At 33.5% G+C, this 17,945-nt stretch carries 20 protein-coding genes; 8 read left to right on the forward strand and 12 right to left on the reverse strand.

Going from position 1 to position 17,945, the window contains the following annotated elements; genetic code table 11:
• Positions 1 to 1,231 precede the first annotated feature (1,231 nt).
• The 7 genes from IGJ28_RS04230 (at position 1,232) to IGJ28_RS04260 (ending at position 6,451) form a co-directional block, all read left to right on the forward strand.
• On the forward strand, positions 1,232 to 1,903 hold the full coding sequence (locus tag IGJ28_RS04230; protein ID WP_113849062.1) for a response regulator transcription factor: 672 nt from the start codon (positions 1,232 to 1,234) through the stop codon (positions 1,901 to 1,903).
• 110 nt (positions 1,904 to 2,013) lie between these two features.
• A complete protein-coding gene (locus IGJ28_RS04235) occupies positions 2,014 to 2,931 on the forward strand; it encodes an ABC transporter ATP-binding protein (RefSeq protein ID WP_438845208.1) in 918 nt (305 codons plus the stop codon).
• Complete coding sequence (locus tag IGJ28_RS04240) at positions 2,928 to 3,644, forward strand: hypothetical protein (RefSeq protein ID WP_103300462.1); 717 nt, start codon at positions 2,928 to 2,930, stop codon at positions 3,642 to 3,644. Before IGJ28_RS04235 ends, IGJ28_RS04240 begins: the two co-directional genes overlap by 4 nt.
• Positions 3,644 to 4,390, forward strand: a complete 747-nt coding sequence (locus IGJ28_RS04245) for a hypothetical protein (protein ID WP_138371333.1) — start codon at positions 3,644 to 3,646, stop codon at positions 4,388 to 4,390. Before IGJ28_RS04240 ends, IGJ28_RS04245 begins: the two co-directional genes overlap by 1 nt.
• A gap of 99 nt (positions 4,391 to 4,489) precedes the next feature.
• A complete protein-coding gene (locus tag IGJ28_RS04250) occupies positions 4,490 to 5,311 on the forward strand; it encodes a sensor histidine kinase (RefSeq protein WP_113849059.1) in 822 nt (273 codons plus the stop codon).
• Positions 5,312 to 5,544: 233 nt separating this feature from the next.
• Positions 5,545 to 5,829 carry an FCD domain-containing protein gene (locus IGJ28_RS04255; RefSeq protein WP_113849058.1) on the forward strand — a complete coding sequence of 95 codons (285 nt, stop codon included), beginning with the start codon at positions 5,545 to 5,547 and terminating at the stop codon, positions 5,827 to 5,829.
• Between the two features lie 352 nt (positions 5,830 to 6,181).
• Positions 6,182 to 6,451 (forward strand): PqqD family peptide modification chaperone, encoded by a 270-nt coding sequence (locus IGJ28_RS04260; RefSeq protein ID WP_162787457.1) that lies wholly within the window; start codon positions 6,182 to 6,184, stop codon positions 6,449 to 6,451.
• Between the two features lie 58 nt (positions 6,452 to 6,509).
• Here the strand turns inward: IGJ28_RS04260 and IGJ28_RS04265 are convergent, their stop codons facing one another.
• From IGJ28_RS04265 to IGJ28_RS04310, 10 genes are all read right to left on the reverse strand, one after another.
• On the reverse strand, positions 6,510 to 7,517 hold the full coding sequence (locus IGJ28_RS04265; RefSeq protein WP_438845209.1) for an HlyD family efflux transporter periplasmic adaptor subunit: 1,008 nt from the start codon (positions 7,515 to 7,517) through the stop codon (positions 6,510 to 6,512).
• Between the two features lie 5 nt (positions 7,518 to 7,522).
• A complete protein-coding gene (locus IGJ28_RS04270; RefSeq protein WP_438845210.1) occupies positions 7,523 to 7,879 on the reverse strand; it encodes a hypothetical protein in 357 nt (118 codons plus the stop codon).
• Between the two features lie 10 nt (positions 7,880 to 7,889).
• Entirely contained in the window at positions 7,890 to 10,043 is a 2,154-nt protein-coding gene (locus IGJ28_RS04275) for a peptide cleavage/export ABC transporter (protein WP_081131102.1), read from the reverse strand.
• 80 nt (positions 10,044 to 10,123) lie between these two features.
• A complete protein-coding gene (locus tag IGJ28_RS04280) occupies positions 10,124 to 11,404 on the reverse strand; it encodes a glycosyltransferase family 2 protein (RefSeq protein ID WP_176333258.1) in 1,281 nt (426 codons plus the stop codon).
• 75 nt (positions 11,405 to 11,479) lie between these two features.
• The gene (locus IGJ28_RS04285; protein ID WP_167757146.1) at positions 11,480 to 11,641 is read right to left on the reverse strand and encodes a hypothetical protein; all 162 of its coding nucleotides are present in this window, start codon (positions 11,639 to 11,641) and stop codon (positions 11,480 to 11,482) included.
• A 72-nt stretch (positions 11,642 to 11,713) separates the two neighbouring features.
• Positions 11,714 to 11,998, reverse strand: coding sequence for a hypothetical protein (locus IGJ28_RS04290; protein ID WP_081131104.1), 285 nt, complete (start codon positions 11,996 to 11,998; stop codon positions 11,714 to 11,716).
• Positions 11,999 to 12,207: 209 nt separating this feature from the next.
• Positions 12,208 to 13,425 carry a tyrosine-type recombinase/integrase gene (locus tag IGJ28_RS04295; protein WP_001291561.1) on the reverse strand — a complete coding sequence of 406 codons (1,218 nt, stop codon included), beginning with the start codon at positions 13,423 to 13,425 and terminating at the stop codon, positions 12,208 to 12,210.
• A gap of 81 nt (positions 13,426 to 13,506) precedes the next feature.
• Complete coding sequence (locus IGJ28_RS04300; protein ID WP_000814511.1) at positions 13,507 to 13,710, reverse strand: excisionase; 204 nt, start codon at positions 13,708 to 13,710, stop codon at positions 13,507 to 13,509.
• A gap of 460 nt (positions 13,711 to 14,170) precedes the next feature.
• On the reverse strand, positions 14,171 to 14,401 hold the full coding sequence (locus IGJ28_RS04305; protein WP_000857133.1) for a helix-turn-helix domain-containing protein: 231 nt from the start codon (positions 14,399 to 14,401) through the stop codon (positions 14,171 to 14,173).
• The gene (locus IGJ28_RS04310) at positions 14,398 to 14,820 is read right to left on the reverse strand and encodes a sigma-70 family RNA polymerase sigma factor (protein WP_000804885.1); all 423 of its coding nucleotides are present in this window, start codon (positions 14,818 to 14,820) and stop codon (positions 14,398 to 14,400) included. The genes IGJ28_RS04305 and IGJ28_RS04310 overlap by 4 nt, the downstream gene beginning before the upstream one ends.
• Before the next feature lie 504 nt (positions 14,821 to 15,324).
• Between IGJ28_RS04310 and IGJ28_RS04315 the strand changes: the two genes are divergently transcribed.
• Positions 15,325 to 15,678: a helix-turn-helix transcriptional regulator gene (locus IGJ28_RS04315; protein WP_001227347.1), complete on the forward strand. Its 354-nt coding sequence runs from the start codon at positions 15,325 to 15,327 to the stop codon at positions 15,676 to 15,678.
• Positions 15,679 to 15,737: 59 nt separating this feature from the next.
• On the opposite strand, the gene IGJ28_RS04320 is transcribed toward IGJ28_RS04315, so the two are convergent.
• Positions 15,738 to 15,923 (reverse strand): cysteine-rich KTR domain-containing protein, encoded by a 186-nt coding sequence (locus IGJ28_RS04320; protein ID WP_011058338.1) that lies wholly within the window; start codon positions 15,921 to 15,923, stop codon positions 15,738 to 15,740.
• A gap of 100 nt (positions 15,924 to 16,023) precedes the next feature.
• Positions 16,024 to 17,943, reverse strand: a complete 1,920-nt coding sequence (gene tet(M), locus IGJ28_RS04325) for a tetracycline resistance ribosomal protection protein Tet(M) (protein WP_000691749.1) — start codon at positions 17,941 to 17,943, stop codon at positions 16,024 to 16,026.
• Between the last annotated feature and the right edge of the window lie 2 nt (positions 17,944 to 17,945).

Consider the following 17,945-nt stretch of genomic DNA (forward strand, 5'->3'; position numbering starts at 1 on the left):
AAGTCAGCCACACTCAGCACTTCAAGAAATCATTTTTGTAATCAGTTTGGATGTACCTCTAAATAATCGAAAAACTAACATCTTTGCTCTCTGTAAGAGAAAACTTGTTTAAGAGTAAACTTATAGTTTCTAATGGAAGAGACAGAAAGCATATCACGTTTGATCCTCTCATTCACTTTCCACAGAAACCAAGGAACTTCATATGAAGCTCCTTGGTTTCTTTATTTGTAACACCTGGATATATTTCAGCCGTTCATCGGTAATGATACCAAAACATGACTCAATAAACTTGAAGAAATGTAAAAGGTTTGTGCTGATAAAACCTTCTTCAAGAAACCATTTGGAACAATTATGACTCTTCAACTGATTTTCCAGAAAGCTTTAGCGCTTGTTCAAAAACAAGAATTCTTTTACAAGATCCATTGGAAGTCATTTCTTGGATAATTTATTAAGGACGTACTTATCCACATCATGTGCACAATCACTGAACAAAAGCGTACTGATTTAGAACAATATCAGGTACAAGGAACTTATGACTGTTGAATTAAATGATGTGTATAAGAGCTCCCAAAGCTTGAAATGCCCCATAAGAGAGAGCAAAAAATCTAACTTTGCAGGACGCATCAAATCCTTCATTTTGGTTGGCTTTATTTGTTACGAACCTATTTTCGACCCTATTATTTGTAGTGGTTTACTTATTCATTTGTTTCATCCTACTATTTTTCCTGACTCATTTTTTTAAACTATGATATTATTTTCAATAAAAAGAGAAAGCCTTTTCTCTGATTTCTCCCTTACCCGTTGCTTTTAAGTTGACTTTTAGATTCTGTAGAAATGTCAAAAACTGCTTAGTACGAGAGGAGTCATCAGAGTCTCACTAAAGCCTTTATACCAATCAGTTACCAATGATTTAAAAGTCAACTAAGGTATACCGCTTTTTTCAAAGTTACATTCATTCGATCAAGATACTCAAGTATCGAATCATCCATTTCGTTAATGAAAAATTTTTTAAACAGAAACTGCTTCTAAAATTATCAGTTATTACTCACTCATAGAATACGTTCACGGCAACAATAGTTTCTTTCAAAAATAATTGTATCGCAGACATGATTCAGCAGAGGAGTATCGTTAACTATCTATATCATCTTTCTTTTTTTGCTAATTCATAGTCATACCATCATAAACAGATGAGATAATTAAGATATATAATAAAGTCGGCTAGGAGGATATTATGACAAAAAAAATATTAATTATTGAAGACGATCAAGAGATCAATAAATTATTCCAAGCTTTGCTTACAAAACATGGATTGATCCACCTTTCTGCTTATTCGGGATCAGAAGGAATCCTTTTACTTCAACAGCAAACCTTCGATTTAGTATTACTAGACTTGATGCTTCCCGGAATAAATGGTAAAGAGGTTTTACAGTATATACGTGACAATTTTACGCTTCCAGTTATTGTAATCTCAGCTATGAACGGGGTAGATACAAAGATCGATTTATTGCGGTCAGGAGCTGACGATTACATCACCAAGCCCTTTAACCAAGAGGAAGTCATTGCCCGGATAGATGTGCAGCTTAGAAAAGTACCTACTTCTATTAAACCTCATGAAAAAAAATGGCGTAACTTATCGCTAGATGATAATCAGCGCATTGCCAAACTAGAAACAACCACTTTAAATTTAACAAACGCAGAATTTGATATTTTATCTTTACTTATAGATAATCCATCTCGCGCTCTTTCTAAAAAAACTATCTATGAAAAAGTATGGCATGGTACATACTATGGGGATGATAATACCATCAGTGTCCATATATCGAATATTCGAAAAAAAATAAGTGTCGTCACCGAAGAAGAATATATAAAAACTGTTTGGGGAATCGGTTTTATGTTGATTTAGTCTTTATGATTTCTTTATATTTCCCTTAAAGCTTATTAATGAAAGCTGCGATAAAGTAAGAGTATCAAATGAATCAACCCTATCATCATAAACTTTAAGGAGCTGAAGAAATGAGTGAAATTATTCGAACACATGGTTTAAAGAAAGAATACAAAAATGAAATAGCAGTGAAACATTTAGACTTTGTACTTCAATCTGGAGAGATATGTGCATTTATCGGCAAAAATGGGGCAGGAAAATCTACTTTTTTCAAAATGCTTTCAGGACAAATTCAACCGACAACTGGAGAATTACAATTATTTGGCATGACTGATAAAGATTTATTAGATGCACGAAAAAAATTTGGCTTTATGATCGAGGAACCTCAGTTTTTCATGGACTTTACTGCTAAACAGAATCTGGAGTATTTTCGAATTCAACGCGGTGTCCCTAGCAAAGAAAGGATCAATGAAGTTTTAGAAATTGTCGGGTTAGCTGATCAACCTAAGAAAAAATTCAAAGAATATTCAATGGGGATGAAGCAACGACTAGGTTTAGCACTTTGTCTGCTCTCTAGTCCTGATTGTTTAGTCTTAGATGAACCAACAAATGGCTTAGATGCACAAGGAATCAATGAAATTCGGCAATTGTTGATAACATTGAATCAAGAACGGCATATCACTATTTTGATCTCAAGTCATATTCTTAGTGAGCTAAAGCTAGTAGCAACAAGATTCGTTTTTTTTAATCATGGCGAAATCGTCGAAGATCTAAATGCGGATGCTTTGCACCAAAAGAGTAAACAGCAGTTACGAATCCACTTGGACCAAGTCAGCAAGGCTGCGCAACTTCTAGAAGTAGCTTTTTCTGATATCGATTACCAAGTATTACCTGGTGATTGGTTATTCTTATATAATCACATAGAAGATAGTGCTGCTATTAATTCACTCTTGAACAATCATCAGCTAAGTATTTACGAATTTCAAATTGCAGAAGTCAGCTTGGAAAACTATTTCTTAGAATTGATTGGACAGGAGGAGTTGAAATGAATTACTTCCGCAGCGAATTCTATCGTACGATCCGTATTAAAGCCTTATATATACTATTTATCCTATTGATTATATCCTGTATTTTGATTAGTCTTAATTTTGTAAACTCAATACAAAAATATTCTAGTGCTGATTATACGATGTTCATGCTTTCTATCTTCACCTTCACTAGTTTCATATTAGCCATCCTTACAAGTAGTATTTTGAACGGAAGAAACTTGGACATTTTAAAGCAATCGATTTCTTTTGGTATCTCGAAAAAAAAAATTTATGCAACGAAATTTTTCTTTTCCCTAGGCTTTTTATTATTGACTCTCTTGCTTTTAGTAGCCACTAGTAGTCTATTTTCTTACTATTTTTTTTCAGATGATACGCCTGCTTTTGAAACAAGTTACATCAAAATTATTAATATGCTGCCATTAATAATAAGCAGCCTCGCACTAAGTCACTGGTTGAATGTCATTCGCGTCAACGGCATCATGACTGTCCTTGGCGTATTCGGTGTATATATCATGTCCAGTGATATTGTTCGACTACTTGATAATCTTTTTTTCAAAAAACAAATTTTAGCCAATTACTTTCCTGCTAATTTACTTGAAAAAGCTCTTGACTCTTCCAAGTTTGAACTACAAGTTTTCTTGATCGGTGTTTTCTTTCTACTATTATTTCTAATTCTAGGGTACCGAAGTTTCAGTAAAAAGGATGTGGCATAATGAACTATCTAAAAAGTGAACAGTTTCGATTGATTAGAAAAAAAGAATTGTATTTAACAATTAGCATAAGTCTTGGCCTTGTTATAGCAGCTATTCTAGCTCTCTACTTGTCCCTTCAAGCAGATGGTCATTTTCCCTATGGGACGAATCGTTTTTTATACTTAAATGTATTGTCTGTGTTCCCACTGATTTTGTTAATTGGTTTCTTAGTTAGCCGACAGTTATTAGGATCAGATATTAATATGGTAAAGCAAAGCGTCGCATTTGGGATTTCAAGAAACCGAATCTTTTTCACCAAACTGGTACTGACATTGACCGAGTTTTTATTGCTTTGTTCAAGTGGTATACTGATTACTCTTTTAGGTGGAGAGCTACTTTTAACTACAGATGCTATCTGGAAAACCCAGTTTCTGATTTCTGTTTTCAATCTCATTCCATTAACTATCGGGGGATTCGTTCTTGGCTTTACATTAATGTGTTTAACAGAAAATGAGGTAGTCAGTGCATTACTAACTTTACTTCTATTTAATGGTGCATTTTCAGAAGTAGTGAGTTTCTTAGAAAAAAGAATTTTCGACCACTCTATGCTAAGTTCTTTTTTACCTGGAGCTCTTATTAAACAAAATACAGAACAGTTTCTTGCAAAAAGTGCAAGCATCACTACAGAAAATTGGTTAATTGGAACTATTGTTATCTTAATCAGTCTCAGCATCGGCATCACCATCTACAACAAAAAAAATCTTTAGTCTGGGGGAGCTCATTTGCAGCTTACTATTCTTATCTTGCTTCTGATATGCCTATCACTCGCTATCATCCTTATTTTGCGGCAATGGAATTTGCGAAAAATGAATCGGCAACTACAGAAAATCATCAATCAATTTGGAACAAATGAGCAGCTAAGAAATAACCTGCCCGGTAAAGAGCTCAATTCATTTGTAGCCAATGTGAATCACTTGATTTCTTTGTTTAAGAAAGAGGAGCAACATACCATCCGCCAGAATATCGAATTTAGGCAAGAAATTACGAATGTCTCTCATGACATTCGTACACCACTTACTTCTATCAAAGGATTTTCTGAGCTTTTACTAGATCCACAACTAAGTTCATCAGAAAGAAACGAATATTTAAAAATTATACAAAAAAAGACAGATACTCTATTGAGGACTGTCAATACCTTTTATGAAATCTCACAATTGGAATCTGGAGATACAGTCTTGTGCTTCGAAACCTTTTCTTTAGGAGAATTAGTTGTAGAAACTATTCTTACTTTTCAAGCTGATTTCGAGAAAAAAGAGATTAATGTCAAAATTAAAGAAGATAATTTCGAAAAAACGATACTTGCAGATAAGAAAGCCACAGAAAGAATAATTTTGAATATTATTCAGAACGCATTACGCTATTCCCATAATTTTTTTGAGATCAGTATTCAGGAAAATGAACGTTCGTTAGTTCTGGAAGCTAAAAACGATGGACAATCTATTAGTTCCGCAGAACTCTCTAAAATTTTTGACCGTTCTTATACAATTGACCAAAGTCGTCGAGACGGACAAACAGGTCTAGGCCTCTATATAGTTAAAGCAATTGCTGAAAAGCAAGGGGGCGCTACTCAAGCAACGTTCGAAAACGGAATATTCTCCCTCGCTATTTATTTTCAGAAATCCCAATAAATGACAAGTTCTATGCATTAGACAAAAAACAGTTGGGGACACTTAGTCGTCGTGACTGTTTTTTGTAATAAACTAAGCAAAGAAATGGTGTTGCTTAAATAAAGATAGCCCCAAACAGTTTCTGTTCTTTCGAGGCTGGGACTGAAGTGTTAAACTCCGAGAATAAGGAGGAATAAAAGGAAATTGCTTTTCAAATTTTTGAGTATTACGACTTATTTCCGAAGGAGTTGCTATTGCATACAAAATACAATGAATTGCAATATCAATTCCATGACTTATGTATAGCTAAATGCGACAATATTTTACTAAAAAAGGAAATCGAAATTAAAAAGAAAATGTTTATCGGAAAAGCTTATTTCAGAATTGATCAGAAAAGAATTAGGGAACTTTTATTAGTTACTAATCGTGAGCATGAAGAAATTCTTGAGATGTTTAAAAGTGGAGACGGAGAAAAATTGCGCTTCTTTTTAGAACATACCCATTGGCGTTTAGAAAATGCACAATATGATATTTGGTAAAGAGTTATATTTATCATAAGATCAAAATAGTAACAATATAATTAAGAAACGAAATAAGAATAAGAACAATAGAAGCGGGTCTAAAAAAGACGGCTCTATAATTTATGGGACTGATGAATCAGAATTGATTCTTCAGTCCCATTTTCATTATTGACAAAGAGCCACAATAATCAGGTTTTTTCTGACTATTGTCTCACTCTCTTTTTGTTAACATCTTGTTTCATTACTTCGAAAGCCTCAAAAGCATCTATATCGGACTGGCACAACCAAAGTAAGTATTTCTTCTCCTTATAAGTCCAAGCGATCACGGAATAGAAGGACAACAAATCATTGTATGTCGCTCTCTACTCACTTGAAGTATATTTTAGCAAGTTGTGACGGAAAAAAATCTATTGACGATATTATTAGCGAGATGTCGAACATGTATCCAGATGTGGAGAGAGAGAAAATTGCAGGGGATGTCTATTCAACGCTAAGATTTTTTAAACAAGTAGAAATCATTGACCTTGGAGGCGAGAGTTTAATCATGAATAGCATATATAAAATCGGAAATGGTTATACAGTGGAAACTATCAACGAAGAAAATTATCAAGAAAAGGATCAAAAACTATTAAGTTTCTGACCCCTTTAATTATTATTCCCAAATTATAATGCTATATTATCACTAAGTTTTCTATAAATTAATTGTTAGAAAATAAAAAATCGATTATCTGATCCCAATAACTTTTTTTTCCAACTACAAATGAGACATCACCAGTTAGTCCATAGCGTATAGCTTTTTGTTTGTTGACAGGAATTTTCACTTGACCTTTAACAGCAAAAAAATTACCTGCTTCAGTAATTGAACTTGTTGTTGAGATATCTGTTACTTTTCCTTTTAAAACATACTTACTTCCATCATTACTATCTAATCTCATTGATATTGGCATACCAACTTTTATTCCGATCATTTTTTCTGAAGTGATCTGAGCATCTACTACCATCGTATTCTGATTATCATTCTGATAAATCTCCGCTACCACGCTTCCTTTAGCAATATCTTTTGTCTTCTCATACGATTCTTTTAAGTGAATAGTTCCTTGATCAGGAGCTAAGATACTTTGACTTTTTAGCTCTCTTTCAACACTTTTTAAGGCAATTGTTTTCTCCTCTTTTTCAGTCGACATTTCATTGGATTGTTCTTTTGCATCGGCTATTTTTTGCTCCCTTAATTGATTAATAGCAGCTATCTGACTATTTACTTCTGATGTAGGATTTAAAGGTACCTCAATTGCTTCTTTTTGTAATGATAATTGATCAATAATTTGATCTATTTGCATAATAGTTTGGTCTATTTCTGACAAGATATCTGATTTAATGCGGTCTTTCTCAGTTTCTTGCGCCTGATCTATTTGTTTCTTCCATGATGTGTATTTTGACATATACTCATCACTGTAACCTGAAATCATCTGTTGTTTACTCCAAGAAATCCTTATTTCCTTCATTTCATTAATTTTATTTTGTTTTTTTTGTATCTGATTATTTAGTTCATGGATATTTTTTTCCGCAATCTGACTAGTATTTTTATAATTACTTTCAAGTTGTTGGACAGTTTGTAATACTTGTTCTTTTTCATTGAGAAAAGATTCAACCTGATTCGAATATCCATAAGAATCTTCCACTGTAAATAGATTCTCTTCTTTTTCCAAACTTTTTATAAGAAGATCTTTTTTTCTATTTTTTCATCAAGTATTTTTATTTCACTATCAAGTTGATTCTTTTGTTCTACTAGGTCATCCATTTCAAACACTATCAAAGTATCGCCTTTATTTACCTTTAAATTATCTTTTAAATTATTTTCTTTAATAGATGCTTCAACCGGAATTTGAATTGGAATTATAGTTTCAGCGCTTAGCATTCCATTACCATGAACTACTTGTTCGGAAGAACCAAAAAAAAGAAATAAAAGTACTCCCAAGAAAAAAATAGACAATGGGTATAGTATCCATCGATAGTAATGAGAATACTGTTGTAAGTAGATTGTTGAAGTGTTTTTCCACTCATTATTCATATCTCCACCTCTAGTTATCTATTTCCCACAATTTTCTATACAGCCCATTTTGTTCTAATAGTTCAGCATGCGATCCTTGTTCCACCAGTTCACCTTGATCTAGCACTAACACTTTATCACTTGCCTTAGCTATAGATAAATGATGCGCAATAAAAAGTATAGTTTTATTGGATAGCTGCATTAAATTTCTCAACACGTTATACTCTGATATGGGATCTAGGCTACTGGTGGCTTCGTCCAAAATTAAGACGTCAGCATCTTTTAATAAAGCTCTTGCTATCGCCAAACGTTGTTTTTGCCCTCCTGATAAATTAGTTGCTCCTTCTTCCACTATCATATCAAAGCGTAGGTCTTGTTGATTCACAAAATCTAATATTTGTACATCTTCACAGACTTCTACTATTCTTTCAAAGGTAACTTCTTTATTAGAGCTGAACAATAAATTTTCTAGTATGGTTCCATGAAAAAAGAAAGATTCTTGCGGGACATAAGTCACATGATTTCTTAGAATCTCATGACCAATATCCAATACATTTATTTTTTTATATAATAATTCTCCATCCATTGGTGTATAGAAATTAACCATTAACTTAGCTAATGTCGACTTTCCCGATCCACTAACACCGACAATTGCTACTTTTTCTCCTGCGTTTATAACTGCTGATATATTTTTTAAAACTGGTTCTTTTAAACCGTAGGAAAATGACACATTTTTTAGAGTGATACCACTTTTGAATATTGAACTATCAATATTTTTATTGTTACTATTCTCTTGTTTTTCTGTCTTAATAGCAAATATGTCATTAATTCTGCGATTAGCAACTTGAGCAGCTTGCATTTTTGTTTGTAAGTTAATGATACTTTGTAATGGCTCAGTAAAAAATAAAAGTAAAGAATTAAAGGTAATTAATTGTCCTAAAGTTATCGATCCATTCATAACATAATACGAACCAAGCCAAAGTACGAGGATTGTACTTATTAGTTGAATTAGATGCTTAAAACTTTCCTGTAAATTATCCAAATTGGTAAATTTAAAAGATGTCTTCATCCACTTAGTAAATTGTTGATCCACTTTGTCATATACCTTTTGTTCTCCATTATATGCTTTAATTGTTTCGATACCTTTTAAACTTTCAATTATACTTGCATTGACTGTCGCGCCTGCAGACATTTCATCTTCATTCAATTGATCAAATATTTTAACAAATGATAGAATTGCTACTCCATAAAAAGGTATACTTCCTAGTGCAATAAAAAATAAACCATTATTTTGAATAAACAAAGTTATCCCAATTGTTATGACTATTCCAACATCTAAAAAGATAGATAGTGTAGCACTGGCTAAAGCATCAATTATTTTATTAGCATCAAGAAATCGAGAGATAATTTCTCCTGATTTTCTAGTGGAGAAAAAAGATAGAGGTAAATTAAGGACATGTTTAAAATAGCTTAACATGATTGAGATACTCATTCTTTGCCCTAATATAGTTAGCAAGTATCCACGAATATACTCCAAAATAACTTGGAACACATAAATAAAAATAAGCCCCAAAGAAATAATGTTAAATGTGGACGCTATATTATTTGGAATGAAGTAGTCAATTATTCCTTGAAAATAATATGAACTAAAAAGACCAAACAAAGTAATAAAGAATGAAGCTATCACAATATTAAATATTAATCCTTTTTCATTCAAAAGAATGGGTAAATAAGTACTAATACCGTTAACTTTCTCGACGGAGGGACGGTACTTTTTATTTGGAGCCATCAATAATAATGCTCCAGTCCACTGTTCCCCAAACTCTTCAACTGTTTTTTTTACCATCCCTTTATCAGGATCGGCAATGTATAATATTTCTCCTTGTACTTTATAAACGACTACATAATGAAAATACTCATTATTAATTAAAACGTGAGCAATCAAGGGCAGCACTAGTTCTTTTTCGTCCCATACTATAGAATTTGTTCTGATAGCTTGACAATCAAAGTTGAATTTTTCAATACATTTTTTCAAACCATAAACTGACGTTCCTTCGTTATCTGTCCCTGAGAATGTTCTTAATACATCTGTAGGCACTTCTGTTTTATAATAGTTTAAAACCATGGAAATGCAAGCCACTCCACAATCTTTTTCATCTTGTTGTTTTATTAATTTAAATTTCACGTTCCTCTTCCTAACATTTTGACTATATCAACTTAGAGTATTTAAGAATTACATAGTACAAACAATAAATATTGATGCCTTTATTTCTCTTTTAAGTACTTATTATAAAAATCAATTTCTGGTTGAATCAAATTATGTTTTCCTACTTTAACGTTTACATCCTTTAGTAGTTCCATAGCATAGTCATAATATTCTGCTTTAGTAAGTATTTTTATCATTACGTCTGGCAATAGCTCTAATGCATTGTATGCAAGCCATTCTTCTTTGCCACTCCTAACATCCTTCAGTTTATCTGTTTCGTCTCTAAAATCTTCAATCATATATAAGAGATCTTTTTCTATGATGTTAAGCCTATTTACGTATTTTAAATAGATAAAGTCAGGATTTTCGGGATACATAGTGATAGCTTTATCAGCTAATTCAGTAGCTTCATTTAATTGGTACTCACTCATCAAATATTTAATGTAACTTATTAATAAGCGCTCATTAAAGGCCGATTCTATTTTTCGATTTAAAATCTCATGTGCATAGTACTCTAATTTTTGAGCGTACCAATTTTTTTCCTCTTTGATTACACGATCAAAAGGCAACAAAGCATACCATTGCATATTGTTTTCCTCAATCAGAATATTCTTCCTAAGAAGATTATAATAACGTTTTTCCTTATCGAATTTCACTAACTCGTCAGGAAGTGTTCCGTGATTTATGACAGTTATAGTTGTTGGGATATAAGTTATGTCCTTCTTGGAACGTAATTCTTCGTGGACAAATCCAAAAAAACTAGCAGTGTCACTTTTTTTGTACAATCTTGTGGGCCAGTTAACTTCATTATCTTCATTAAAGACTTGTCTAAACCTTATGGCTATATCATCTGTTTTTATAAGAGTAGACAATACCGCCAATTCAAAAACTAAAAATTCAGGAGACTTTATACTGGAAGCTAAGAGTTCTTCATCAGAATCAATAATGAATAACCATCCTTCTGGCGTATTTTCGTCTACATAATTTCTCATATAAGCATAATTTTCCTCCCATGCTACTTCATTTAAAATTACAGAATCATAATTAGCATTACGAACAGTATCAATCGTCTTATCAGTCGAACCTGTATCAAAAACATAAACTTCATCGCAAAAATCGATGATACTTTCAATTGCCTTATTAATCCTAGTCTCTTGATTTTTAACTAGAATGGCACCGTTAATTTTAATATTCGTAGTCTCTTTTAGAATCTTATTTTGAACTTGCGGGTTCAAAAGTTCTGATTTTATTTTTTTACGGTCGATTCCTATTTCTGATAACTTGATATTATCAAGTAAGCACTCTATATTCTCATTGCTAAACATATCTATTTTTTCCATCTTTTTCCTCCAATAGAATTTTAAAAATTAAAAAAGACTATATCAGATGATATAGTCATATTCTTTATGGATCTTTTAGTATCCCATATTGCGGGTAACATCATTAAATGCGCCGCCAATAGCATCTACAAGTTTTACCCATCCAGGAATTTTTCTTTTAGCTCCACCTGTAGTACTCATTAAGTCTTTCTTGTCCATTAATTGAAATATTTCTTCCATTTTTTTCATATCTTTCATAAAAAATCCCTCCGATATTATAAATATTAATTGAAACCCTATATTCTATTTACTTAAAAATAGTATGCGCTTTCAAAACCAACTAGAATCAACAGCACCTTGTAAAGTAAGTGGTCCATTTTTTGTTTCTAAGTTAAAATCTTTCGAACCTAATCCTGTAATTTCTTTAAACTTCTCTTCAAATACTGCAGGATCTTTGTAAGGGTCATCATTATTTTTCAATGTCAAAATATAATGTTTATCTTTCGGATTACTCCAGATTCCTAAACTGTTTAAAGAAGACAAATCCAAGCTTGAAATATCAGAAGATAAAACTATTTTATACTGTCGTCTATACAAAACATCATTCAACTTCATCAAATCCCCCCTCTTACTAATCATTTTTTAAATATAAACAAAGTATAAATTTCTAATTATCTTTTTATATTTTCTTAAATGCTCGTAAAGCCTTATTCTATGTGCTTTCGAGTATTTTTACTGTAGGAAGATACTTCACGTTTCTTTGCATATTTCCTCATGTCTTAGCTGTCAGAAGTGGTAAATAAGTAGTAAATTCATTTGTACTACTAAGCAACAAGACGCTCCTGTTGCTTCTCTTTATTCAAGCGTTTCATTTCTGCCATTGCAGAATCGAATGTTGCATGTGCGTAATAGTTCAGCGTCATGGCTATATTAGCATGTCCCATAATGTACTGTAATGCCTTTGGATTCATTCCTGCATTTGCATAGTTGGTACAGAATGTATGTCGCAAACTATGTGGAGTGATGTGTGGCAATTTATCCTCGTTATACTTATTGTATTTCTTAACAAGACCTTTCATCATGCCGTTGTAATCACTTGCCACTTTTGGATAGTTCTTTCTATTAAGAAAGAGGAAATCACTATATCCATCAATCTCAACACGCTTATCATTCTTTCGATTCGCTAACACTCGCTTAAATGCTTGATAGGCTTCTTCAACCATAGGAACTTGACGTTCGCCACTTTTGGTCTTTGGTGTTTCAATGTAGTACCCAATTTCAGTATCTCTCAATAGCTGATGGTCTATATTGACAAGACGATTCTCAAAATCTAAATCTGGAAGTGTCAAACCACCAAACTCTGAAATACGAAGACCTGTTTTTAAGAGTATCAGAATTTCATCATAATTTTTGCTGTAGGTTTTATCAGCTTTTGCAAAGGCTAACAGTTTTTCTTCCTGTTCTTCTGTTAGTACGGTCTTAGGGACAGTATCATCATCAAGAACTGCTTTCAGTTGAAAGTCAAATGGATTCTTCCGAACACAATCATCTTGTATAGCAATATAGAATGAAGCCTTTAAAGAACGTTTGTAGTTATTGATGGTTTGATAAGCATAACCATTTTCACTCATTCTAATAGCCCATTCTTTAGCGTCTGATGGCTTAATACTGTCAATACTTCTTACACCTAACTTGTCTTTCTTCAAAATATCCATAAGATATTTGCGTCCAGTTTCAGTGTTTTTTCTAACCTTTGGTCTTTGAGCGTTCTGTTTTGCGTAAAGCTGGCAGAGTGTCATTTTCTTTCCTACAACATCAATACCATCATGAATGTCTTTCTGTAACTCTGCGATTTTCTCTCTAAGTGAGATACAATCACGCTTTCCTGCTGGTACTCGGTCTGTAGCCACAAGTTTCCACGAGTAAACAAATTGCGGTTCTCCAAATGAATCTATATATTTGTATAAGTATCTTCCGTCTTTTCGTTGGCTCTCTCCAGTCTTTAAGATTCGACCTTTATTGTCACGTCTTTTTTCTGACATGGCATTTGCTCCTTTCCTTTATGGAAAGAGCCTTGATACGACTTAATACTATTTTATCATATACAAGACCCTTTGGCGACGCTAGATTGCGTCCAATGTATCTATAATTTTTTCAAATTGTTTTCGTTTAATCTGAATACGATTGCCATTCATAATCAGCCAATTTGCATTTTTATTTTCCTCTGCCAAGCGTCGTAGCTTGTTTTCGCCAATACGAAAATATTTTGACGCTTCTTCAATGGTTAGGGTATAACGTTCCCAAATAGGAATGTCAGTCTGCTTCATAAAATCCTCCTTTCCAAATCACTTATTTGGATTTCATAAAAGTTGTTTTACCAGCAATCGAACAGCTTTAGCAAAGCTCACGGGAGTTCCACCCCTGCATGGTTCTCATGTAGCCATACTCATTGCCTGCGACGGTTTTATCACGCTCGGACTATTGACTGTATGGGAGTATCATTATCACGATAAGAATGTCGTTGCAGGCAATCCTGCTAAAGATTGCTTCTCGGATCACTAACATGAATCGCTCGCTATCTTTATAAGATAGGTCATGGCGGTTAGTTCCGTTGGCTCTTTTCTTATCGAAACGTATTCGATTACTTTTATTCAGTTTTCAAAGAACAATGGCTCGTTAGCCTATCAAAACACATTGAAAGCTCAATATGCTTTGGTGGAATAACAAACCTCCCTGTTCGGGAAGCGTGGAATGGTTTAGCACGCTTCCACGAAAGGAGAGAGGATATTACTTAATTTCAAATGACAAAATCTTTGTAATCAGTCTGGTTTCCATTCTTCCACGTAAGACTTCATCAACGACCATACTTTGATTGCCATATTCATCTTTCATAAGTCGTAGGGAACGCTTCGTTATGTACCCTCTGTAATGATGTAGAATCTGGTTAATCGCTTCGGTATCGCCATCTGTTGCCTTTACAATGAGAGGAAAGGGAATCATAGGATATTGTGTTTTCATTCTTCAAATTCCTCCATAAACTTTTTAATTAAGGCTAGTCCACTGGTTCTATGCCGATAGACAGTAGAACGGTTCAATTTCAACAGGTCTGCAATTTCTGAATCGCTCATGTCCATAAAGTAAAACAGCAGTAGAATTTCACGTTTCTTGTCTGGCAACTCACGTAATGCTTCACTCAACAAATCATTTTCAACGCCTACTGATAACCCATTGAGTGTAAAAATCTGAAAGTCAGTTGAATAGTTATCTGTTGTCGCAAACTGGCTAACAAGATAATCGCCAACATCCGAAAAGGACACCTCACGCTTTGCAATCCTTGAAAGATAAAGCATATAATTCTTTCGCTCGTCTTCCATAGCACGTTTACAGATATAGTCAAACTGATTTTCTATTGTGGTCTGAAAAGAAGATGGTTTCATGTTTCTCACCCCCTTTCTGTCTAGGAAAGGAAGTGAGCCTTGCTCGTTTATCTCCTTTCACTCTTAGTCCCAATGTGAAAGGGGGATTTGTTGCATTACTGATAAATAAACTTTGTAAAAAAGTTCTGAATAGCCAAAAAAGCATATAAACAGATTTATTTCTCTGTTTACATGCTTCTGTTATTCTATCTATATGATTTATAAAACCACATTGGTGGACGTACTTATCTATTGCAGATAGACGACTTTTTTTGACAAGAACCCAATGTAAGGAAATTTATTGTATATGATGTACTTCATGGCGACGTTGACCTCCAACAAACCGCCATTTGGAAGTAATATACAATATTTTAACAGCGTAAATAGCACTACCATATAACGGTTTTTTTTATTGGCGTTTAGTAGTGCTTTTTATTAAATATAAACCTATAAACCATATAACACGTTTTTCTATACCTGTTTTTAATTCAGTAGGAACAATAAAATGTATAGAGGTGGTCTACTATGCGTAAAAAAGAAGATAAATATGATTTTAGAGCCTTTGGTTTAGCCATTAAAGAAGCTCGATTGAAACGAGGTTTAACTCGTGAACAAGTGGGAGCATTGATTGAAATTGACCCACGGTACTTAACTAATATTGAAAATAAAGGGCAACACCCCAGCATACAAGTTCTTTATGACCTTGTATCGTTACTTCATGTTTCCGTTGATGAATTTTTCTTACCTGCTAATAACTTGGTAAAAAGCACCCGACGATTACAGATAGAGAAATACATGGATAGCTTTACAGACAAAGAACTATCCTTAATGGAATCTTTAGCCAGCGGTATCAACGAAGCAAGAAACATCGAAGACTAATTAAAAGAATCCATACATAACGGAAAGAGCCGATAAAATGAGATTGTATTAATCTCATTTTATCGGCTCTGCGTCTTTGCGTCTGGCTCTGTAATCACAGTTACTTTGAACTGCTTTATTTCAATTAAATTTTCTTGTCTGCATTTCGGACAATAGAGGGGGAATTTTTTTAATTCAGTATCTTCCCTTATCTTTAATCGTGTTTTATTTCCACATACAGGACACAATATCCACTTGTAGTTTATAATAACTATCTCCTCCTTTACACTTTAATTCAAATCTTTATTAAAAAATATTTCATCTTATTTAACAAGAAACCATATTTATATAACAACATAAAATACACTAAGTTATTTTATTGAACATATATCGTACTTTATCTATCCGACTATTTGGACGACGGGGCTGGCAAACAGGTTCACCGGTAGTAACATGGTACCCTTTTAACTCTGTTAAACAAACACTACGTCCATTTGTAAAGAAAGTTAAATCACTACGATATTCTTGAATACACCGAGCAGGGATTTCTCCACTAAGAATGACCTCATTATTTTTCAATTGAGTGTCTACGATGTTCGCACAATATTTAGGAGCATCGTTGTATGCTCGTGAAAGATATTCCTGTGGCGCATAAATTTTAAAACTAAGATATGGCTCTAACAATTCTGTTCCAGCTTTTTTTAAGACTTGTTCCAATACAATAGGAGCAAGCATCCGAAAATCTGCTGGGGTACTAACAGGGCTATAGTATAAGCCATACTTAAAACAGATTTTACAGTCCGTCACATTCCAACCATACAATCCTTGTTCACAACCATAGCGTATCCCTTCCATAACTGCATTTTGAAATGATTGATTTAAGTATCCAAGAGAAACCGAGCTCTCATACTGCATTCCACTTCCCAACGGAAGCGGTGATACAGATAAACCAATGGAAGCCCAGAAAGGATTTGGCGGCACTTCGATGTGAATGGTATATTCTGCATTTTTTAACGGTCTCTCCATATAAATGACTGTAGGCTCTTTTAGTTCTATCTCCACATGATACTTTTCTTGCAACAGTGCACTAATCACTTCCATTTGTACTTTCCCTAAGAAAGAAAGTATAATTTCATGTGTCGTAGAATCCACGTAATATCGTAGAAGCGGATCACTATCTGAGATTTCCAAAAGGGCATCAAGCAACATTTCTCTCTGTTCAGGTTTACTCGGTTCAACAGTTGTTTGTAGTAGAGGGTGCGGATTTTCAATCTTTTTTCTCTGTGGCAATAGTTTTGTATCTCCAAGAACACTATTTAACTTCAAAAACTCATTTTGCAAAATAACAATTTCTCCAGAATAAGCTCTATCAATCTTACATAATTCACCATTTATTGAAGTATACATTTCTGTAACTTTTATTTTTTCTTTTTCTGATACTCTAACCGAATCTCGTAAATGTAGTACTCCACTATAAAGGCGTATATATGCAAGACGTTGTCTTTTTTTTGTATATTCAATTTTGAAAACATTTCCGCAAAGTTCAGACGGACCTCGATGTGTTGATGAATAAAATTTATTAGTAATAACTTCTATAAGGTTATCAATCCCTATATTACTTTTTGCACTTCCATGATAAAGAGGGAACAGAGAACAATTCTGAAATCTTATGCTTTCCTCTTGTTCGAGTTCCAATGCTTCTAATGATTTACCGGACATATATTTCTCTAAAAGGTCATCGTTTCCCTCTATTACCGTATCCCATTGTTCAGATTCGGTAAAGTTCGTCACACACACATTAGGATACAGTTCTACCTTCTGTTTGATTACAATTTCGGCAGAAAGTTTCTCTTTAATATCCTGATAAACCGTTGATAAATCAATTCCATTTTGGTCAATCTTATTGATAAAAAAGATTGTGGGAATCCCCATTTTCCTAAGTGCATGAAATAATATACGAGTTTGTGCTTGTACGCCATCTTTTGCAGAAATCAGTAGAATTGCCCCATCTAAAACTGATAATGAACGATATACTTCTGCTAAGAAATCCATATGTCCTGGCGTGTCTATGATGTTCACCTTCGTATTTTCCCACTGAAAAGAGGTTATTCCTGTCTGAATTGTAATTCCTCTCTGACGTTCTAAAAGCGTATTATCCGTCCTCGTTGTACCTTTGTCCACGCTTCCTAATTCTGTAATCGCTCCACTGTTATATAATAAGCTTTCTGTTAAGGTAGTTTTTCCTGCATCAACATGAGCTAAAACTCCAATATTAATAATTTTCATGT

Origin of the sequence: Enterococcus sp. AZ091 (assembly GCF_051714805.1) — a bacterium.
Taxonomy (GTDB): domain Bacteria; phylum Bacillota; class Bacilli; order Lactobacillales; family Enterococcaceae; genus Enterococcus_D; species Enterococcus_D gallinarum.

Excerpts from the sequence above, each read along its gene's own strand:
- IGJ28_RS04230 (WP_113849062.1), top strand. The coding sequence starts at position 1,232 with ATGACAAAAAAAATATTAATTATTGAAGACGATCAAGAGATCAATAAA.
- IGJ28_RS04235 (WP_438845208.1), top strand. The coding sequence starts at position 2,014 with ATGAGTGAAATTATTCGAACACATGGTTTAAAGAAAGAATACAAAAAT.
- IGJ28_RS04240 (WP_103300462.1), top strand. The coding sequence starts at position 2,928 with ATGAATTACTTCCGCAGCGAATTCTATCGTACGATCCGTATTAAAGCC.
- IGJ28_RS04245 (WP_138371333.1), top strand. The coding sequence starts at position 3,644 with ATGAACTATCTAAAAAGTGAACAGTTTCGATTGATTAGAAAAAAAGAA.
- IGJ28_RS04250 (WP_113849059.1), top strand. The coding sequence starts at position 4,490 with ATGAATCGGCAACTACAGAAAATCATCAATCAATTTGGAACAAATGAG.
- IGJ28_RS04270 (WP_438845210.1), bottom strand. The coding sequence starts at position 7,879 with ATGAATAATGAGTGGAAAAACACTTCAACAATCTACTTACAACAGTAT.
- IGJ28_RS04280 (WP_176333258.1), bottom strand. The coding sequence starts at position 11,404 with ATGGAAAAAATAGATATGTTTAGCAATGAGAATATAGAGTGCTTACTT.
- IGJ28_RS04285 (WP_167757146.1), bottom strand. The coding sequence starts at position 11,641 with ATGAAAGATATGAAAAAAATGGAAGAAATATTTCAATTAATGGACAAG.
- IGJ28_RS04290 (WP_081131104.1), bottom strand. The coding sequence starts at position 11,998 with ATGAAGTTGAATGATGTTTTGTATAGACGACAGTATAAAATAGTTTTA.
- IGJ28_RS04295 (WP_001291561.1), bottom strand. The coding sequence starts at position 13,425 with ATGTCAGAAAAAAGACGTGACAATAAAGGTCGAATCTTAAAGACTGGA.
- IGJ28_RS04300 (WP_000814511.1), bottom strand. The coding sequence starts at position 13,710 with ATGAAGCAGACTGACATTCCTATTTGGGAACGTTATACCCTAACCATT.
- IGJ28_RS04305 (WP_000857133.1), bottom strand. The coding sequence starts at position 14,401 with ATGAAAACACAATATCCTATGATTCCCTTTCCTCTCATTGTAAAGGCA.
- IGJ28_RS04310 (WP_000804885.1), bottom strand. The coding sequence starts at position 14,820 with ATGAAACCATCTTCTTTTCAGACCACAATAGAAAATCAGTTTGACTAT.
- IGJ28_RS04315 (WP_001227347.1), top strand. The coding sequence starts at position 15,325 with ATGCGTAAAAAAGAAGATAAATATGATTTTAGAGCCTTTGGTTTAGCC.